18 protein-coding genes and 2 riboswitches are annotated in these 19,783 nt (G+C 45.9%); all 18 genes read left to right on the forward strand.

Annotated features, from left to right (window positions below; translation table 11 throughout):
- Window positions 1-6: 6 nt before the first annotated feature.
- The 18 genes from MHB62_RS03405 to purH all read left to right on the forward strand — a co-directional run bounded on the left by MHB62_RS03405 (window position 7) and on the right by purH (window position 19,775).
- Window positions 7-2,220, forward strand: coding sequence for a DUF4129 domain-containing transglutaminase family protein (locus MHB62_RS03405; protein ID WP_015715431.1), 2,214 nt, complete (start codon window positions 7-9; stop codon window positions 2,218-2,220).
- Between the two features lie 162 nt (window positions 2,221-2,382).
- On the forward strand, window positions 2,383-3,924 hold the full coding sequence (gene guaA / locus MHB62_RS03410; protein WP_003233970.1) for a glutamine-hydrolyzing GMP synthase: 1,542 nt from the start codon (window positions 2,383-2,385) through the stop codon (window positions 3,922-3,924).
- A gap of 143 nt (window positions 3,925-4,067) precedes the next feature.
- Window positions 4,068-4,169, forward strand: a riboswitch (purine riboswitch).
- A 135-nt stretch (window positions 4,170-4,304) separates the two neighbouring features.
- Window positions 4,305-5,627, forward strand: a complete 1,323-nt coding sequence (pbuG, locus tag MHB62_RS03415; protein ID WP_003233968.1) for a hypoxanthine/guanine permease PbuG — start codon at window positions 4,305-4,307, stop codon at window positions 5,625-5,627.
- 210 nt (window positions 5,628-5,837) lie between these two features.
- On the forward strand, window positions 5,838-6,641 hold the full coding sequence (locus MHB62_RS03420) for a hypothetical protein (RefSeq protein ID WP_032677450.1): 804 nt from the start codon (window positions 5,838-5,840) through the stop codon (window positions 6,639-6,641).
- 158 nt (window positions 6,642-6,799) lie between these two features.
- Window positions 6,800-6,967 carry a Fur-regulated basic protein FbpA gene (locus tag MHB62_RS03425; RefSeq protein WP_003244066.1) on the forward strand — a complete coding sequence of 56 codons (168 nt, stop codon included), beginning with the start codon at window positions 6,800-6,802 and terminating at the stop codon, window positions 6,965-6,967.
- Window positions 6,968-7,180: 213 nt separating this feature from the next.
- On the forward strand, window positions 7,181-7,735 hold the full coding sequence (locus MHB62_RS03430) for a DUF2179 domain-containing protein (protein WP_015482896.1): 555 nt from the start codon (window positions 7,181-7,183) through the stop codon (window positions 7,733-7,735).
- Window positions 7,735-7,932 carry an NETI motif-containing protein gene (locus MHB62_RS03435; protein WP_003219403.1) on the forward strand — a complete coding sequence of 66 codons (198 nt, stop codon included), beginning with the start codon at window positions 7,735-7,737 and terminating at the stop codon, window positions 7,930-7,932. The genes MHB62_RS03430 and MHB62_RS03435 overlap by 1 nt, the downstream gene beginning before the upstream one ends.
- 79 nt (window positions 7,933-8,011) lie before the next feature.
- Window positions 8,012-8,113: riboswitch (purine riboswitch) on the forward strand.
- 141 nt (window positions 8,114-8,254) lie between these two features.
- A complete protein-coding gene (gene purE, locus MHB62_RS03440) occupies window positions 8,255-8,743 on the forward strand; it encodes a 5-(carboxyamino)imidazole ribonucleotide mutase (protein WP_003244134.1) in 489 nt (162 codons plus the stop codon).
- Complete coding sequence (gene purK / locus MHB62_RS03445) at window positions 8,736-9,878, forward strand: 5-(carboxyamino)imidazole ribonucleotide synthase (RefSeq protein WP_032722971.1); 1,143 nt, start codon at window positions 8,736-8,738, stop codon at window positions 9,876-9,878. Before purE ends, purK begins: the two co-directional genes overlap by 8 nt.
- A complete protein-coding gene (gene purB / locus MHB62_RS03450) occupies window positions 9,875-11,170 on the forward strand; it encodes an adenylosuccinate lyase (protein WP_014663060.1) in 1,296 nt (431 codons plus the stop codon). The genes purK and purB overlap by 4 nt, the downstream gene beginning before the upstream one ends.
- Before the next feature lie 73 nt (window positions 11,171-11,243).
- The gene (gene purC / locus MHB62_RS03455; RefSeq protein WP_003233953.1) at window positions 11,244-11,969 is read left to right on the forward strand and encodes a phosphoribosylaminoimidazolesuccinocarboxamide synthase; all 726 of its coding nucleotides are present in this window, start codon (window positions 11,244-11,246) and stop codon (window positions 11,967-11,969) included.
- Complete coding sequence (purS, locus tag MHB62_RS03460; RefSeq protein WP_003219409.1) at window positions 11,962-12,216, forward strand: phosphoribosylformylglycinamidine synthase subunit PurS; 255 nt, start codon at window positions 11,962-11,964, stop codon at window positions 12,214-12,216. The genes purC and purS overlap by 8 nt, the downstream gene beginning before the upstream one ends.
- Complete coding sequence (gene purQ / locus MHB62_RS03465) at window positions 12,213-12,896, forward strand: phosphoribosylformylglycinamidine synthase subunit PurQ (protein WP_015715440.1); 684 nt, start codon at window positions 12,213-12,215, stop codon at window positions 12,894-12,896. The genes purS and purQ overlap by 4 nt, the downstream gene beginning before the upstream one ends.
- Window positions 12,880-15,108: a phosphoribosylformylglycinamidine synthase subunit PurL gene (gene purL / locus MHB62_RS03470; RefSeq protein WP_015715441.1), complete on the forward strand. Its 2,229-nt coding sequence runs from the start codon at window positions 12,880-12,882 to the stop codon at window positions 15,106-15,108. The genes purQ and purL overlap by 17 nt, the downstream gene beginning before the upstream one ends.
- Window positions 15,084-16,514 (forward strand): amidophosphoribosyltransferase, encoded by a 1,431-nt coding sequence (gene purF / locus MHB62_RS03475; RefSeq protein ID WP_003233947.1) that lies wholly within the window; start codon window positions 15,084-15,086, stop codon window positions 16,512-16,514. The genes purL and purF overlap by 25 nt, the downstream gene beginning before the upstream one ends.
- 101 nt (window positions 16,515-16,615) lie before the next feature.
- Window positions 16,616-17,656 (forward strand): phosphoribosylformylglycinamidine cyclo-ligase, encoded by a 1,041-nt coding sequence (gene purM, locus MHB62_RS03480; protein ID WP_003233945.1) that lies wholly within the window; start codon window positions 16,616-16,618, stop codon window positions 17,654-17,656.
- Complete coding sequence (purN, locus tag MHB62_RS03485; protein WP_032722972.1) at window positions 17,653-18,240, forward strand: phosphoribosylglycinamide formyltransferase; 588 nt, start codon at window positions 17,653-17,655, stop codon at window positions 18,238-18,240. The genes purM and purN overlap by 4 nt, the downstream gene beginning before the upstream one ends.
- Window positions 18,237-19,775, forward strand: coding sequence for a bifunctional phosphoribosylaminoimidazolecarboxamide formyltransferase/IMP cyclohydrolase (gene purH, locus MHB62_RS03490; protein ID WP_032722973.1), 1,539 nt, complete (start codon window positions 18,237-18,239; stop codon window positions 19,773-19,775). Before purN ends, purH begins: the two co-directional genes overlap by 4 nt.
- The last annotated feature ends 8 nt before the right edge of the window (window positions 19,776-19,783 follow it).

Here is a 19,783-nt window from a genome sequence, read left to right on the forward strand (position 1 = left end):
GTTCACATGCCGCATGATGATCACAAGGGAAGCCGTTTGAGCTTGCTGTTATTTTATTTTCTGGCTTTTTTATTGCTGTGGGAGTGGCTTAGGCCGCTTGACAGTTTTACTGAAACGAAACATACAGGCTTTTTTAGTGTCTTTATCGGCTTGACGTTTCTGCTGACTTTTTTCAGGATGAGGTGGTTTGTCACCGTTCCTTTTTGTGTCATATTTACATTGATCTCGATACACATCCTGTTTTATCAAGGATCTATATTCGACTTGAGCTGGATCAGCTCTTTTTTGCAGGATGTCTATCTGAATATCACGCTGATTCAATCAGGGCAATGGAATGACATGATTCCTTCATTTCGGACCCTGCTGTTTTTTGTGCTGCTGTGGCTGCTGGTCTATCTCCTGCATTATTGGGTGATTTACCAGAGAAGAATTTTGTTTTTCTTTTTGATGACAGTAGCGTATATTACGATTCTTGATACCTTTACGCCATATGATGCCACTTTTGCCGTCATCCGTATCGTGCTGATCGGCTTCTTTATGCTGGGCCTTTTATACTTGGAGCGCATTAAGCTGATGGAAAGAATCACACTGCCAAAAACATCTGTCCTGAAATGGTTTCTTCCTTTATCTGTATTGGTTTTGGCTGCAACGGGATTCGGACTCGCCGCTCCAAAATCAGATCCGGCCTGGCCTGATCCGGTGCCTTTTCTTAAAAAAATCACTCATCAAGACCGCGTGTCTGCAGGGGAAAGCAAAATCGGATACGGGAATCATGATGAATCACTCGGCGGCCCGTTCCAGCAGGATGCTACACCTGTTTTTACATGGCAGGGAAAAGAGCGTACGTATTTCCGTGTGGAAACGAAGGACACGTATACCGGGAAAGGCTGGATTGAAACAGACACAGGCATGTCGTATCAGCTTAGCAATGGAAAAGTTGAAAATCTGTGGTTTGACCATAAGGTTGCGACAGAGCGCCGCACCGTCCGTGTAAAAGTCGATAAGCACTACGGGTATAACCATCTGATGTATCCGATTGGTGCGGAAACCATTCAGCCAAAGCAGGCTGTCTCACTTGAAATGAACGGCAACACGGAGCAAATTTCTCCGATCAGTGAACAAGCCGGTGAAATCAGAAATATGGGGAATTATACTGTAACGTACAATTCCCCGGTCTATAAGCTGGATGAACTGAGAAAGGTAAAAGTGAGAAAAAACAGTGAGGAGTACACATTCAGCGATCGCTACATGCAGCTTCCAGATTCACTGCCAGAGCGGGTGAGAACCCTTGCGATCAAACTGACTCAGGATCACGACAATATGTTTGATAAGGTGAAAGCGGTTGAGGACTATTTAGGGTCAAATGCGTTCACATATGAAACAGAAAACGTGACCATTCCTAAGAATGATGAAGATTATGTCGATCAATTTCTCTTTGAAACGAAAATGGGTTATTGTGATAACTTTTCTTCCGCCATGGTGGTGCTCTTGCGCTCGGCCGGGATTCCGGCCCGCTGGGTAAAGGGTTATACGTCCGGCGAATACAAAGAAGCAGGAAACAAAAATGGCAGCATCTACGAAGTGACAAATAACAATGCCCATTCTTGGGTAGAGGTGTATTTCCCGGAACAGGGCTGGGTTACATTTGAGCCGACTAAAGGGTTTACAAATCCGGCTGAATTTACTTCTTCTGACACAAAAGACTCCGGCAGCGATAACAGCAGCTCGCCGAAGAAAGCAAAAGAGAAACAGAAAGAAGAGAAAAAACAGCCGCAAAAAGAGGAAAAACAAAAGGAAAAGCGGGAGCCAGCTGTTTCTAAAAAGCCGTCCGCTTCACATACCAATGCCGGTGCGGGCTTGTATGCAGCGCTTGCGGTTCTTGCAGTCCTCCTGGTGGCAGCTGTATTGCTGTATGTTTTCCGCTCGTTATGGATTCCTGTTTTCGCCGTGAGGAAATTGAAGCGGCGCAGCGATCAGCACGCGTTTTTTGAGGCATATGGCGCGCTGCTGAAACAACTGAAGAGAAAAGGACTGCCGAAACGAGACAGTGAAACGCTGCGTGATTATGCAAAACGAATCGATGAAAAATACGACATAGAAGACATGTCAAAGCTGACATTAAGCTATGAAAGGGCGCTTTACAGAAATGAAGATTCTTCGGCGCTATGGAATGATTCGAGAGAGTTATGGGAAAATTTAATTAAAAGAAGATGGTCTTGACCACTTATCGACGTGTTGTTAGAATTAGTGAATATTATCGGAGTCTGGGAGCGAGTTGGCCTGACTCCGGCAAACGGCCTTGCCAAAGAGGGCGGAGCGAGCTTCATATCTGTCCTCGTTTTTTTCTGTGTCAAAAAACTTAGAGGAGATTAGGTGACAACCATGACAAAGTTAGTGAATGAAATGATTCTTGTCCTTGATTTCGGCAGTCAGTATAACCAGCTGATTACACGCCGTATCCGTGAATTCGGTGTATACAGCGAGCTGCATCCACATACATTGACGGCTGAAGAAATTAAAAAAATGAATCCAAAAGGAATTATTTTATCCGGCGGTCCAAACAGTGTGTATGATGAAAATTCTTTCCGCTGTGACGAGAAAATCTTCGAGCTTGATATTCCTGTTTTGGGAATTTGCTACGGCATGCAGCTGATGACTCATTACCTTGGCGGTAAAGTTGAAGCGGCAAGCCAGCGTGAATACGGAAAAGCAAACATCCGCATCGAAGGCACACCTGATTTGTTCAAAGATCTTCCAAACGAACAAGTGGTTTGGATGAGTCACGGCGATTTGGTTGTAGAAGTTCCTGAAGGCTTCACTGTTGACGCGACAAGCCATCATTGCCCGAACTCAGCGATGAGCAAAGCGGACAAAAAATGGTATGGCGTTCAGTTCCACCCGGAAGTGCGCCACTCTGAATACGGCAATGATCTTCTGAAAAACTTTGTATTCGGTGTTTGCGAATGCGAAGGCGAATGGTCAATGGAGAACTTTATCGAAATCGAAATGCAAAAAATCCGTGAAACGGTCGGAGACAAACAGGTTCTTTGCGCGCTAAGCGGCGGCGTTGATTCCTCTGTTGTTGCTGTTTTGATTCATAAAGCGATCGGCGACCAGCTGACTTGTATCTTTGTAGACCATGGTCTTCTCCGTAAAGGCGAAGCTGAGGGTGTTATGAAAACATTCAGCGAAGGCTTTAACATGAACGTGATTAAAGTAGACGCAAAAGATCGATTCTTAAACAAACTAAAAGGCGTTTCTGATCCTGAGCAAAAACGCAAAATCATCGGTAATGAATTCATTTACGTGTTTGATGATGAAGCGGACAAGCTCAAAGGCATCGACTACCTTGCACAAGGTACGCTTTACACAGATATCATCGAGAGCGGTACAGCAACGGCACAAACGATCAAATCTCACCACAATGTCGGCGGACTTCCTGAAGACATGCAGTTTGAGCTGATCGAGCCGTTAAACACGCTTTTCAAAGACGAAGTGCGCGCGCTTGGCACAGAGCTCGGCATTCCGGATGAAATCGTATGGCGTCAGCCGTTCCCAGGACCGGGACTCGGAATCCGTGTTCTTGGCGAAGTAACAGAAGAAAAACTTGAAATCGTTCGTGAATCAGATGCAATCTTGCGTGAGGAAATTGCAAATCACGGCTTAGAGCGTGATATCTGGCAATACTTCACTGTTCTACCTGACATCCGCAGCGTTGGTGTTATGGGTGACGCAAGAACATATGATTACACAATCGGAATCCGCGCCGTTACATCAATCGACGGCATGACATCTGACTGGGCGCGTATCCCGTGGGATGTGCTTGAAGTTATTTCGACACGTATCGTAAACGAAGTGAAGCACATTAACCGCGTGGTGTACGATATTACAAGTAAGCCGCCTGCGACGATTGAGTGGGAATAAGAATCAATTAATGGAAACCATCTTTTTGGCAATTTTGCCGGGAAGATGGTTTTATTTGTTTATTACGAACAAAATCCGATTTTGTGTGACTATTGTTCGCTTTTTGTATTGTTTTTTCAAAATGAAGTTGGTACAATAGACACAGAAATCAAATAAGATGAATTCGTATAATCGCGGGAATATGGCTCGCAAGTCTCTACCAAGCTACCGTAAATGGCTTGACTACGTAAACATTTCTTTCGTTTGATATAAATAAAACACGTTTATTTATTCGAACTGAAATCTGTCTGTAGTCAAGCGTCCCAAAATGTATTGGGGCGTTTTTTATTTGGCGTTTTCAGGACAGAATAAATAGCAAAGAGTGAAGGGAGTCAAATAGCTTGAAAACGTTTTTTCAGTTTGATGAGCTGGGCACCAGCTATCGCAATGAAATCATTGGCGGATTAACGACTTTTTTATCTATGGCATATATTTTGTTCGTCAATCCGATTACGCTTGCTTTGGAGAGCGTGAAAGATTTTCCGGAGGCGCTGAGAATTGACCAGGGTGCGGTCTTTACGGCGACAGCGCTGGCGTCTGCAGCAGGCTGTATCTTAATGGGATTAATAGCGAGATATCCGATTGCCATTGCGCCTGGTATGGGGCTGAACGCGTTTTTTGCGTTTTCTGTTGTCCTTGGTATGGGTATTTCATGGCAGGCAGCTTTGTCCGGTGTTTTTATTTCAGGTCTTATTTTCGTTGCTCTTTCTTTAACAGGTTTTCGTGAAAAAATCATCAACGCCATTCCGCCTGAGCTGAAATTGGCAGTCGGTGCGGGGATCGGCCTGTTTATTACATTCGTTGGCTTACAAGGCTCAGGAATCATTACTGCAAATCCTTCTACGCTCGTCACGATCGGAAACATTCACAGCGGACCTGTGCTGTTAACGATTTTCGGTGTGATTGTCACGGTTATTTTAATGGTGCTTCGCGTGAACGCAGGCGTGTTTATCGGGATGCTATTAACAGCGGTAGCCGGCATGATTTTCGGTTTGGTTCCGGTTCCGACTCAAATTATAGGCAGTGTGCCAAGCCTTGCGCCGACTTTCGGACAAGCGTGGATTCACCTCCCGGATATTTTCTCTGTACAAATGCTGATCGTTATTTTAACATTCTTGTTTGTCGGATTTTTTGATACAGCTGGTACACTTGTTGCTGTGGCAACACAAGCTGGTTTAATGAAGGAAAACAAATTGCCGCGTGCGGGCCGTGCGCTTTTAGCTGATTCATCTTCTATTGTGATCGGTGCCGTGCTTGGTACGTCTACAACAACTTCTTACGTGGAATCAAGCTCAGGTGTCGCTGCGGGTGCCCGTTCAGGATTTGCCGCAATTGTAACAGGGATTCTCTTTTTACTGGCTACGTTTTTCTCTCCGCTTCTATCAGTCGTTACGTCAAATGTAACAGCGCCGGCGCTTATTATTGTGGGTGCATTGATGGTGGCGCCGCTTGGCAAAATCGCTTGGGATAAGTTCGAGGTGGCCGTTCCTGCTTTCCTTACCATGATCATGATGCCGTTAACGTACAGCATCGCGACTGGTATTGCCATCGGGTTTATTTTCTATCCGATTACAATGGTGTGCAAAGGAAAAGCCAAAGAGGTTCATCCAATCATGTACGGGCTGTTTATCGTATTTATCCTGTACTTTATCTTCTTAAAATAAGAATTGAAAAACCAGCTGCACCGGCAGCTGGTTTTTTTGTTGCAAAAGATAAAACCATTTCATACGATATACCGTCATGTAGATGTGCCGCCATGCTTTACTTAAATGGAAATGACTTGACTGTTCAGGAAGGCTTCGGTACCTTATATAAGTGTTTTATTTTCTTGCTGAATGGTATTCCGCCGTATTTTTTTGATAGGAGTTGCTGACATGACGGAAGAAAGAAAAGAAACGTTTGAAGAAGAAATTAACCAGAGTGAAAGAATAGATGCAGATGAAGAACCGCTATCGAGAATGTCCAGAAAGGCGAGCCGGCAAAGCAAGCAGAAGCAAAAACAAAAGCAGAAACCGCGCCAGGAACGCGGTGAATCAACTGTTAAAGACAAGCTTGTGTCTGTTTGGGCAGCCATCAACAGATATTGCGGTTTTGCGTTCTCGATTTTAAAATCACCGGCGAAAACTGTCGTAACGGATGGTTTTTCTCATTATAAGTACGGTCTGATTTCAATGCTTATATTCAGTATCATTTTTTCAATTGGGAATTGGTTTCAGTTAAAGGCAAGCTGGAATCGGCCGCTCGGTTTCGGAGAACGCCATCATGCTTTCTATGACGGGTTTTTAGTTGTTCTTGTGTATTTGCTGATCTTTTTCGCGGTAATGGTCTTTGCTATATGGGCTGTCTCCCGCTATATGATGAAGCAGAAGGTGACGTTCAGAGAAGCGGCTGCCGTATTGGGTTCATTGCTTGTACCGGTAATTGCTGTTTCAATCCTTTGGCTGATCTTTGCGATCGTAAATATTCCAATGCTGACAGTACTGTTTACGGTGCTGATCTTGTTTTCCATCTTTTTTATCATCGCGCTGTATGTACAGCGTGTGTACCAGGCGGCACAAGATGCACCAATTGATTATATCTATTGTGTATTTGCAGTGGTTGCGATAGCGCTGCTGTTTACGGCAGTGACTTGGCCGTTTATTTCTGAATATTTTACGGCGTCGCTGATTCCGCTTTAATGAAAAAACCGGCTAATCCTAGCCGGTTTTTTTATGTCACACTTTTTACAAATATATCTAAAAAACATAGTTGATTTGTAGGATTAACCCGTGTATGATGGGGAAAATGCTGAAAACGTCCAGCGCAAAAACCTTTATGTTTAAGGAGGATGATGGACATGGCTGATGTACTTCGCCGAGCAATTAACCAAAAGAAGCAATTTTTAAAAACCAAATTACTGCTCTCGGAATTTTATCAAGGAAGAGGGGAACAGCTTGCGGACTACACGCTGAGTGAGCTTGAGAAAGAATACAAGTCCCTTCAGAAAATGAAAAAAGAGATCTGACAATAGATATAAAGAGGTGAGTCTGCTGAAAAGCGGGCTTTTTTGTTTTGATTTTGAAAAGGCGAGAAAGAGGGTAAACTACTACTGTTCAACTCATAAAAGCATGTCGAAATATTTTGCTTAAACTTACGGGCGAAGCTAATTGTAAACGGCTCATTTCTCTAGTAGAATATGAATGCTTTGTGCAAGCTGAAGAGTAGGGGGATGAATAAAATGATGCAAACCATCTTATCAAATGGGATAGCCATGGTTCTCATAATTCTCATTATTAATATTGTCTATGTGTCATTTTTTACGATAAGAATGATTTTAACGCTGAAAGGACAGCGTTATTTAGCGGCCGGCATCAGTACGATTGAAATACTGGTTTATGTGACAGGGCTGAGTCTGGTGCTCGATAACTTAGATCAGATTCAAAATGTGATCGCGTACGCGCTCGGTTACGGTCTTGGCGTAATTGTCGGCATGAAAATAGAAGAAAAATTGGCGCTTGGCTATATTATGGTCAATGTGATTACGAAGGAGCTCGATCTTGATCTTCCGAAGCAGCTCCGGGAAAAAGGCTACGGCGTGACAAATTGGGTGGCAGGCGGGCTTGAAGGCGACCGCACAGCCCTTCAGATCCTAACGCCGAGAAAATATGAACTCCAGCTATATGATACGATTAAAACACTTGATTCAAAAGCCTTTATTATTGCGTACGAACCAAAAACAATCCACGGCGGCTTCTGGGTCAAAGCGGTGAAGAAGAGGAGAATTAAAGAATAATGGCAAAGCCGAAGAAGAAAAAGTTTGAAGTGACAGAGCAGCAAACGATTGATGCGGTGCTTCAGCAAATGAAAGAAGAAGGATATCTGCCTGTAAGGCGAATGGAAGAACCTATTTTTATGGAAAAAAAGGAAAATGGGTCAATTCAGATCGTTCCGTGCGGGAAAAAAATCGTATTTGAAGGGAAATTGATCTAAAACACGAACATTAGTAGAATGAATTTTTGTATCGTTCGATAATATCGTTGACATTATCCATGTCCGTTGTTAAGATAAACATGAAATCAAAACACGACCTCATATAATCTTGGGAATATGGCCCATAAGTTTCTACCCGGCAACCGTAAATTGCCGGACTATGCAGGAAAGTGATCGATAAAACTGACATGGATATATCGCAGAAGCGAACGACTGACGATACATGTACCATGCCCGGTTTGTATTGCTTCCTCATAAGTGCAATGCAGAGCGGGTATTTTTTATTTTCTGAAAACAAAAGCATTAGAAGGTGGGGAACAGAATGCAGCCGCTAGTAGGAATCATCATGGGAAGCACTTCCGATTGGGAGACAATGAAACACGCATGCGACATACTTGACGAACTCAATGTTCCGTACGAAAAAAAGGTCGTTTCCGCTCACCGGACGCCTGATTTCATGTTTGAATATGCTGAAACTGCTAGAGAAAGAGGCATCAAGGTGATTATTGCCGGTGCCGGAGGAGCGGCGCATCTGCCAGGGATGACGGCTGCGAAAACAACACTGCCAGTCATTGGAGTTCCGGTTCAGTCCAAGGCGCTGAACGGAATGGATTCACTTCTTTCCATCGTCCAAATGCCTGGAGGCGTGCCTGTTGCGACAACATCCATCGGCAAAGCGGGTGCTGTGAACGCAGGCCTGTTAGCGGCGCAAATTTTGTCAGCATTTGACGAAGACCTTGCCCGTAAGCTGGATGAGAGAAGAGAAAATACAAAACAGACAGTGTTAGAAAGCAGTGATCAGCTTGTCTAAACAAATCATCTATCCGGGAGCTGTAATCGGCATTATCGGCGGCGGCCAGCTTGGGAAAATGATGGCTGTGTCCGCCAAACAAATGGGGTATAAAGTCGCGGTCGTTGATCCGATGAAAGATTCGCCGTGCGGGCAGGTTGCGGATGTCGAAATTACCGCTCATTATAATGACCGTGAAGCGATTCGAAAATTGGCTGAAATCAGCGATATCATCACATATGAGTTTGAAAACATCGACTATGATGCGCTGCATTGGCTAAAAGATCATGCGTATCTCCCGCAAGGAAGTGAGCTGCTGCTCATTACCCAAAACCGTGAAACAGAGAAAAAAGCAATTCAAGCCGCGGGCTGTGAAGTCGCACCGTACAGCATCGTCAAAACAAAGAATGAATTGAAACAGGCGGTACAGGAGCTCGGGTTACCCGCAGTTCTGAAGACATGCCGCGGCGGGTACGACGGCAAAGGCCAATTTGTGATAAAAGAAGAGGCGCAAATGGAGCAGGCAGCCGGTCTGTTAGAACACGGAACTTGCATTCTTGAAAGCTGGGTTTCTTTTGAAATGGAACTGTCGGTGATCGTCGTCAGATCGGTAAACGGTGAAATTTCAACATTTCCGACAGCTGAAAACATTCACCACAACAATATTCTTTTCCAAAGCATCGTGCCCGCACGGGTAGAGAAAGGGATTCAGCAGAAGGCTGCTGATCTCGCAGTTAAGCTTGCAGATGAGCTTAACCTTGTCGGACCGCTTGCTGTTGAGATGTTCCTGACAGAGGACGGAGAGCTTTTGGTCAATGAACTGGCGCCAAGGCCGCACAATTCTGGGCATTATACGCTGGACCTTTGTGAGACGAGCCAGTTTGAGCAGCATATCAGAGCGGTATGCGGGCTTCCGCTTGGGAAGACAGATTTGCTGAAGCCGGGCATGATGGTGAATCTTCTCGGCGATGAAGTGAAGCTTGTTGAGGAAGACCCGGAGCTTTTAAAAGAGGCAAAGCTATATATATACGGAAAACATGAAATCAAAAAAGGCCGCAAAATGGGGCATATTACATTTATGAAGCAGCCTGAAGACGAATGGATTCAGGAGATCACAAATAAATGGATGAATAGAGACGGAGGACAAGCAGAATGATCGAACGTTATTCAAGACCTGAAATGTCCGCGATTTGGACGGATGAAAACAGATTTCAAGCATGGCTGGAGGTAGAGATTCTTGCCTGTGAAGCGTGGGCGGAGCTTGGCGTCATTCCGAAAGAAGATGTAAAGATTATGCGCGAAAACGCGTCATTTGACATCAACCGCATTTTAGAAATTGAAAAGGACACGCGCCATGACGTTGTCGCTTTTACACGCGCTGTTTCCGAATCACTGGGCGAAGAAAGAAAGTGGGTGCACTACGGATTAACGTCAACTGACGTTGTTGATACGGCTCTTTCCTACTTATTAAAACAGGCAAACGATATTTTGCTCAAGGATCTTGAGAGATTTGTTGACATTATAAAAGAAAAAGCGAAAGAACATAAATACACAGTCATGATGGGGCGCACGCACGGCGTACATGCTGAGCCTACAACTTTCGGCTTAAAACTTGCGCTTTGGCATGAAGAAATGAAACGTAATCTTGAGCGCTTCAAACAAGCGAAAGCAGGCATCGAGGTTGGAAAGATTTCTGGCGCTGTCGGCACATATGCGAACATTGATCCATTTGTTGAACAATATGTCTGTGAGAAGCTCGGATTGAAAGCAGCACCGATTTCAACTCAAACCCTTCAGCGTGACCGCCATGCTGACTATATGGCAACACTTGCTTTGATCGCGACAAGCATTGAGAAATTCGCTGTGGAAATCCGCGGACTGCAAAAGAGTGAAACACGTGAAGTAGAGGAATTTTTCGCGAAAGGGCAAAAGGGTTCATCTGCAATGCCGCATAAACGAAATCCGATTGGCTCTGAAAACATGACAGGCATGGCGCGCGTGATCCGCGGCTACATGATGACAGCTTACGAAAATGTTCCATTATGGCATGAGCGCGATATTTCTCATTCTTCAGCAGAACGGATTATTCTTCCGGATGCGACAATTGCGCTGAACTACATGCTGAACCGCTTCTCCAACATCGTGAAGAACTTAACGGTCTTCCCGGAAAACATGAAGCGCAACATGGACCGCACTCTCGGTCTTATCTATTCTCAGCGTGTGCTGCTTGCTTTGATTGACACAGGCCTGACTCGTGAAGAAGCCTATGATACAGTTCAGCCGAAAGCAATGGAAGCGTGGGAAAAACAAGTGCCGTTCCGCGAGCTTGTGGAAGCGGAAGAGAAAATCACGTCACGTCTTTCTCCAGAAAAAATTGCTGACTGCTTTGATTACAATTACCATCTGAAAAATGTTGATCTGATCTTTGAACGTTTAGGTTTAGCATAGAAGAAGCTATTAGCGGCTTCTTCTATGCCGCCGCAGTTTGAAAATTCCCAACATTCGGGTTAGGAGGCCTTCCGTGAATATTGTGAAGAATGAACTTTTATACGAAGGAAAAGCAAAAAAGATCTACAAAACCGATGACGAAAACACGCTGTATGTCGTGTATAAAGACTCCGCCACTGCCTTTAACGGCGAGAAAAAAGCAGAAATCAGCGGAAAAGGACGCTTAAATAACGAGATTTCAAGCTTAATTTTCAAACACCTTCATGCAAAGGGCATTAACAATCATTTTATCGAGCGCATTTCGGAAACGGAACAGCTCATTAAAAAGGTAACGATTGTGCCGCTTGAAGTCGTGGTCAGAAATGTTGTGGCAGGAAGCATGTCCAAACGTCTCGGCATTCCAGAAGGCACGGAGCTTGAGCAGCCGATTATCGAGTTTTACTACAAGGATGACGCGCTGGGTGATCCGCTCATCACCGAAGATCATATTTGGCTTTTGAAGGCGGCGACTCCTGAGCAGGTAGAAACCATTAAGTCCATTACAAAAACAGTAAACGAAGAGCTTCAAAGCATTTTCGACGATTGTCATGTCAGATTAATAGATTTCAAGCTTGAATTCGGTCTAGATGCAGATGGGCAAGTGCTTTTGGCGGATGAAATTTCACCTGACACATGCCGCTTGTGGGATAAAGAAACGAACGAAAAGCTGGACAAAGATTTATTCAGACGCAATCTGGGAAGCTTAACCGACGCATACGAAGAGATTTTCAAAAGACTGGGAGGCATTCATCATGTATAAAGTAAAAGTTTATGTCAGCTTAAAAGAAAGTGTACTAGATCCACAAGGGAGCGCTGTCCAGCATGCCTTGCACAGTATGACTTATAACGAAGTTCAAGATGTGCGCATCGGGAAATACATGGAGCTTACCATTGAAAAATCTGACCGTGATCTTGACGTGCTAGTGAAAGAAATGTGCGAAAAACTTCTTGCGAACACAGTAATTGAAGATTACAGATACGAGGTTGAGGAGGTAGTCGCACAGTGAAATTTGCGGTGATTGTGTTACCCGGCTCCAACTGTGATATCGATATGTATCATGCTGTAAAGGATGAGCTCGGCCATGAAGTGGAATACGTCTGGCATGAGGAAACAAGTCTTGACGGCTTCGACGGCGTGTTAATTCCGGGAGGATTTTCTTACGGCGATTACTTAAGATGCGGCGCCATCGCCCGATTTGCGAATATTATGCCAGCTGTCAAACAAGCAGCGGCTGAAGGAAAACCTGTTCTTGGCGTCTGTAACGGATTCCAGATTTTACAGGAGCTTGGGCTGCTGCCAGGCGCAATGAGACGCAACAAAGATCTGAAGTTCATTTGCCGTCCGGTTGAATTGATTGTTCAGAACGACGAAACCTTATTCACAGCTTCCTACGAAAAGGGAGAATCGATTACAATCCCGGTTGCCCATGGTGAAGGGAATTTCTACTGTGATGACGAGACGCTTGCTTCATTAAAGGAAAACAATCAAATTGCTTTCACATACGGCTCTAATATTAATGGAAGTGTCAGCGACATTGCCGGTGTCGTGAATGAGAAAGGCAATGTATTAGGCATGATGCCTCACCCTGAGCGCGCGGTCGATGAACTGCTTGGAAGCGCCGACGGTCTTAAATTGTTCCAGTCTATCGTGAAAAATTGGAGGGAAACTCATGTCACTACTGCTTGAACCAAGTAAAGAACAAATAAAAGAAGAGAAACTGTATCAGCAAATGGGTGTCAGTGATGATGAGTTTGCATTGATAGAATCCATTCTTGGAAGATTGCCGAACTACACAGAAATCGGAATTTTTTCTGTCATGTGGTCTGAGCATTGCAGCTATAAAAACTCAAAGCCGATTCTGCGTAAATTCCCGACAAGCGGCGAGCGTGTGCTGCAGGGGCCGGGGGAAGGCGCCGGAATCGTTGATATCGGTGATAACCAAGCGGTTGTGTTCAAAATTGAATCACATAACCACCCATCAGCTCTAGAGCCTTACCAAGGCGCTGCGACTGGCGTAGGCGGAATTATCCGTGATGTATTCTCAATGGGTGCACGCCCAATCGCTGTATTGAACTCTCTTCGATTTGGTGAACTGACTTCACCCCGCGTGAAGTACTTGTTTGAAGAAGTAGTAGCGGGTATCGCCGGATACGGCAACTGTATCGGCATCCCGACAGTCGGCGGAGAGGTGCAGTTTGACAGCAGCTATGAAGGAAATCCGCTCGTCAACGCCATGTGCGTCGGTTTAATCAACCATGAAGACATCAAAAAAGGTCAGGCGAAGGGTGTCGGCAACACAGTAATGTACGTAGGAGCGAAAACAGGGCGTGATGGCATCCACGGCGCTACGTTTGCTTCTGAAGAAATGTCAGACTCGTCTGAAGAAAAGCGTTCTGCTGTCCAAGTCGGCGATCCGTTTATGGAGAAGCTTTTGCTTGAAGCATGTCTGGAAGTCATCCAATGCGACGCCTTAGTCGGCATTCAGGATATGGGAGCTGCCGGTTTAACAAGCTCAAGTGCAGAAATGGCAAGTAAAGCCGGTTCTGGCATTGAAATGAACCTTGACCTGATTCCTCAGCGCGAAACAGGCATGACCGCGTATGAAATGATGCTTTCTGAATCACAAGAACGGATGCTTTTGGTTATTGAGCGCGGACGTGAGCAGGAAATCATCGATATTTTTGACAAGTACGATCTTGAAGCGGTTTCTGTCGGACGTGTGACAGATGATAAAATGCTTCGCCTGACACACAAAGGAGAGGTTGTGTGCGAGCTGCCTGTTGATGCCTTGGCAGAAGAAGCACCGGTTTACCATAAGCCTTCTCAAGAGCCTGCTTACTATCGCGAGTTTTTGGAAACGGACGTTCCGGCTCCGCAAATTGAAGATGCGAATGAAACGCTGAAGGCCCTTCTTCAGCAGCCGACGATTGCGAGTAAAGAGTGGGTTTATGATCAGTATGACTACATGGTGCGCACGAATACAGTTGTCGCTCCTGGGTCTGATGCTGGTGTTCTCAGAATCCGCGGAACGAAAAAGGCGCTGGCGATGACGACAGACTGTAACGCGCGTTATCTCTATCTTGATCCTGAAGTCGGCGGAAAAATTGCTGTTGCTGAAGCGGCACGCAACATCATTTGTTCAGGCGCAGAACCGCTTGCGGTCACAGATAACCTTAACTTCGGAAACCCGGAGAAGCCGGAAATCTTCTGGCAGATCGAAAAAGCGGCAGACGGCATAAGCGAAGCATGCAATGTTCTCAGCACACCGGTTATTGGCGGTAACGTATCGCTTTATAACGAATCAAACGGCACGGCGATCTATCCAACACCAGTTATCGGCATGGTTGGCTTAATTGAAGATACAGCACACATTACAACGCAGCATTTCAAACAAGCGGGAGATCTCGTATATGTGATCGGTGAAACAAAACCAGAGTTTGCGGGAAGCGAGCTGCAAAAAATGACAGAAGGCCGTATTTACGGCAAAGCGCCGCAAATCGATCTTGATGTAGAGCTGTCTCGTCAAAAAGCACTGCTTGACGCGATTAAAAAAGGCTTCGTTCAATCTGCGCATGATGTGTCTGAAGGCGGCTTAGGCGTAGCGATTGCGGAAAGTGTCATGACGACGGAAAACCTTGGCGCTAATGTGACTGTAGAAGGGGAAGCGGCGTTATTATTCTCTGAATCTCAATCCCGCTTCGTCGTTTCAGTGAAAAAAGAACATCAAGCTGCGTTTGAAGCAACTGTCAAAGATGCGGTTCATATTGGTGAAGTAACAGCTGACGGAATTCTGGCGATTCAAAACCAAGACGGACAACAAATGATTCATGCGCAAACGAAAGAGCTTGAACGCGTATGGAAAGGAGCTATCCCATGCTTGCTGAAATCAAAGGCTTAAATGAAGAATGCGGCGTTTTTGGGATTTGGGGACATGAAGAAGCCCCGCAGATCACGTATTACGGTCTCCACAGCCTTCAGCACCGAGGACAGGAGGGTGCTGGCATCGTAGCGACTGACGGTGAAAAGCTGACGGCTCACAAAGGCCAAGGTCTGATCACTGAAGTATTTCAAAATGGCGAACTCAGCAAAGTAAAGGGAAAAGGCGCTATCGGGCACGTTCGGTACGCAACGGCTGGAGGCGGCGGATACGAAAATGTTCAGCCGCTCCTCTTCCGTTCCCAAAACAACGGCAGCCTGGCGCTTGCTCATAACGGAAATCTTGTCAATGCCACTCAGCTGAAGCAGCAGCTCGAAAATCAAGGGAGCATCTTTCAAACCTCTTCGGATACAGAGGTTTTGGCTCACCTGATCAAAAGAAGCGGACACTTCACGCTGAAGGATCAAATTAAAAACTCGCTTTCTATGCTGAAAGGCGCCTATGCGTTCCTGATCATGACCGAAACAGAAATGATTGTCGCACTTGATCCGAACGGGCTGAGACCGCTATCCATCGGCATGATGGGCGATGCTTATGTGGTCGCATCAGAAACATGCGCATTTGACGTCGTCGGCGCAACGTACCTTCGCGAGGTAGAGCCGGGGGAAATGCTGATCATTAATGATGAAGGCATGAAATCAGAGCGTTTTTCCATGAATATCAATCGTTCCATTTGCAGCATGGAGTACATTTATTTCTCCAGACCAGACAGCAATATTGACGGTATTAATGTGCACAGTGCCCGTAAAAACCTTGGGAAAATGCTGGCTCAGGAATCCGCAGTTGAAGCTGACGTCGTAACCGGGGTTCCGGATTCCAGTATTTCAGCGGCGATCGGCTATGCAGAGGCAACAGGCATTCCGTATGAGCTTGGCTTAATCAAAAACCGTTATGTTGGCAGAACGTTTATTCAGCCGTCCCAGGCTCTGCGTGAGCAAGGCGTTAGAATGAAGCTGTCTGCGGTGCGCGGGGTTGTAGAAGGCAAACGCGTCGTGATGGTGGATGACTCTATCGTACGCGGAACAACTAGCCGCCGGATTGTCACGATGCTTAGAGAAGCGGGTGCGACAGAGGTGCATGTGAAAATCAGTTCACCGCCGATCGCTCATCCGTGCTTTTATGGCATTGATACTTCCACACATGAAGAATTAATCGCGTCTTCGCATTCTGTTGAAGAAATCCGTCAGGAAATCGGAGCCGATACCCTCTCATTTTTGAGTGTGGAAGGGCTGCTGAAAGGCATCGGCAGAAAATACGATGACTCGAATTGCGGACAGTGTCTCGCTTGCTTTACAGGAAAATATCCGACTGAAATTTACCAGGATACAGTGCTTCCTCACGTAAAAGAAGCAGTATTAACCAAATAAAACTTGAAAAATGACATAAAGGCAGCGCAGTTAGGCTGCCTTTCTCTTTCTGCCCTCTTTCGGGGAGATATTTTGAAAAGCGCCTTAAAGGAGTGAATAGGATGTCTGAAGCATATAAAAACGCAGGAGTTGACATCGAAGCCGGATATGAAGCTGTAAAACGAATGAAAAAACACGTGGAGCGCACGAAACGGCTTGGCGTTATGGGCAGCCTTGGCGGTTTTGGCGGCATGTTTGACCTGTCTGAGCTTTCTTATCAAAAACCAGTTCTCATTTCGGGAACGGACGGTGTCGGCACAAAATTAAAGCTCGCTTTTTCCATGGATAAGCATGACACGATTGGCGTGGACGCTGTTGCAATGTGTGTCAATGACGTGCTAGCACAAGGGGCAGAGCCGCTGTTTTTCCTCGATTATTTAGCGGTCGGCAAAGCGGACCCAGTGAAAATTGAACAGATTGTACAAGGTGTGGCGGAAGGCTGTGAGCAGTCAGGTTCAGCCTTAGTCGGCGGTGAAACGGCTGAAATGCCGGGACTCTATACAGCTGATGAATACGATATTGCCGGTTTCTCAGTCGGAGTGGCAGAAAAGGACGAAATCGTGACTGGAGAAAACATCGAAGAGGGCCATCTTTTGATCGGCCTCAGCTCCAGCGGCCTTCACAGCAACGGATTTTCCCTTGTCAGAAAAGTGCTTCTGGATGATGCAGAGCTGGACCTTGATACAACATATGAGCCGTTTGAACGCCCGCTTGGCGAGGAATTGCTTGAACCGACAAGGATTTACGTGAAGCCTGTGCTTGCCGCGGTCAAAAGCGGAAAAATCGACGGCATGGCGCACGTGACAGGCGGAGGATTTATAGAAAATATTCCGCGTATGCTTCCGGAAGGCTTAAGTGCGGAAATTGATCATGGCTCATGGCCGATCCCGCCAATTTTTTCTTTCTTGCAAGAGTACGGCAAGCTAAAGGAAGAAGACATGTTCAACGTCTTTAATATGGGTATCGGTTTTGTTTTGGCAGTCAAAGAAGAGCATCTGACAGATGTGATCGGAACGCTTGAAAGCCATGGCGAAAAAGCCTATTTAATTGGGCGTGTGAAAAAAGGTGAAGGCGTCACATTCGGCGGTGCGGCACTTTCATGAAAAAGTTTGCGGTATTTGCATCAGGAAACGGTTCAAACTTCGAAGCCATCGTCACGCGTTTGAAGGAGGAGAACTGGGATGCGTCAGCAGCGCTTCTCGTTTGCGACAAACCGCAGGCGAAAGTCATCGAACGGGCGGAAGCATTCCACATTCCATCCTTCGCATTTGAGCCGAAGTCTTATGAAAACAAGGCTGCATTTGAACAAGCCATCATTGAACAGCTTCGCCTTCACGAGGTTGAATTGATTGTTCTTGCCGGCTATATGAGGCTGATCGGTGATACGCTCCTTCAAGCATATGGAGGAAAAATCATTAACATTCACCCGTCGCTTCTTCCGGCGTTTCCTGGAATCGACGCAGTCGGACAGGCATACCGGGCGGGTGTGAAGGTGGCCGGAATCACTGTGCATTATGTCGATGAAGGAATGGATACAGGTCCGATCATCGCTCAAAAGGCAATCGAAATTGATGAACATGATACATTGGAAACAATCGAACAGCGGATTCACAAGCTTGAGCATAAATGGTATCCGAGTGTGATTAAACAGCTATTAGGATTAAATAACAGAGGTGAAAAGGCATGACCATTAAACGTGCGTTAATCAGTGTTTCAGATAAAACAAATCTCGTTCCTTTCGTAAAAGAACTGACAGAGCTTGGCGTTGAAGTCATCTCCACAGGCGGAACGAAAAAGCTGCTTCAAGAAAACGGTGTAGATGTGATCGGAATTTCTGAAGTGACAGGCTTTCCTGAAATTATGGACGGCCGGTTAAAAACCCTTCACCCGAATATTCACGGCGGTCTTCTGGCGGTTCGCGGCAATGAAGAGCATATGGCGCAGATCAATAAACACGGGATTCAGCCGATTGACCTCGTTGTCGTCAACCTCTATCCATTTAAAGAAACGATTTCTAAAGAAGACGTCACGTATGAAGAAGCGATCGAAAATATCGACATCGGCGGACCTGGCATGCTGCGTGCGGCATCAAAGAACCATCAGGATGTCACGGTTATCGTCGATCCGGCCGATTACAGCCCAGTGCTGAATCAAATCAAAGAAGAAGGTAGCGTATCTCTTCAGAAAAAACGCGAGCTCGCGGCAAAAGTATTCCGTCATACTGCGGCATATGATGCACTGATCGCTGACTACCTGACAAATGTTGTCGGTGAAAAAGAACCAGAGCAATTCACTGTGACATTTGAGAAAAAACAATCGCTTCGCTATGGAGAAAACCCGCATCAGGAAGCAACTTTCTATCAAACAGCTCTTCCTGTCAAAGGCTCCATTGCGCAAGCAGAACAGCTTCACGGAAAAGAGCTTTCTTACAACAACATTAAAGACGCGGATGCGGCAGTTCAAATCGTTCGTGAATTCACTGAGCCGGCTGCTGTTGCTGTGAAGCATATGAACCCGTGCGGTGTAGGAACAGGAAAAACGATCGCCGAAGCGTTTGACAGAGCGTTTGAAGCGGATAAAACATCTATCTTCGGCGGCATTATCGCGCTGAACCGTGAAGTGGACAAGGCAACTGCCGAAGCGCTTCACAACATTTTCTTAGAAATCATCATTGCACCTTCATTCAGCCAAGAAGCGCTCGACGTCCTGACTGCGAAGAAAAATCTCCGTCTGCTGACGCTTGACGTATCCGCCGCTGTTCAAAAGGAAAAACAGCTGACATCTGTTCAAGGCGGGCTGCTGATTCAAGATTTAGATATGCACGGCTTTGATGATGCTGAGATTAGCATTCCGACAAAAAGAGAGCCGAACGAGCAAGAGTGGGAAGACTTGAAGCTTGCTTGGAAAGTCGTGAAGCATGTGAAATCAAATGCGATTGTTCTCGCGAAGGACAACATGACAGTCGGCGTGGGAGCAGGCCAAATGAACCGCGTTGGATCGGCAAAAATCGCAATCGAGCAAGCAGGGGAAAAAGCGAAGGGCAGCGCGCTCGGTTCGGATGCATATTTCCCAATGCCAGATACTGTCGAAGAAGCGGCAAAAGCGGGCGTTACAGCCATCATTCAGCCAGGCGGATCGATCCGAGATGAGGATTCCATCAAAAAAGCGGATGAATACGGCATTGCCATGGTATTCACCGGCATCAGACACTTCAAACATTAAGGGGATGA

Origin of the sequence: Bacillus sp. FSL K6-0255, from assembly GCF_045040725.1 — a bacterium.
Lineage (GTDB): Bacteria > Bacillota > Bacilli > Bacillales > Bacillaceae > Bacillus > Bacillus subtilis.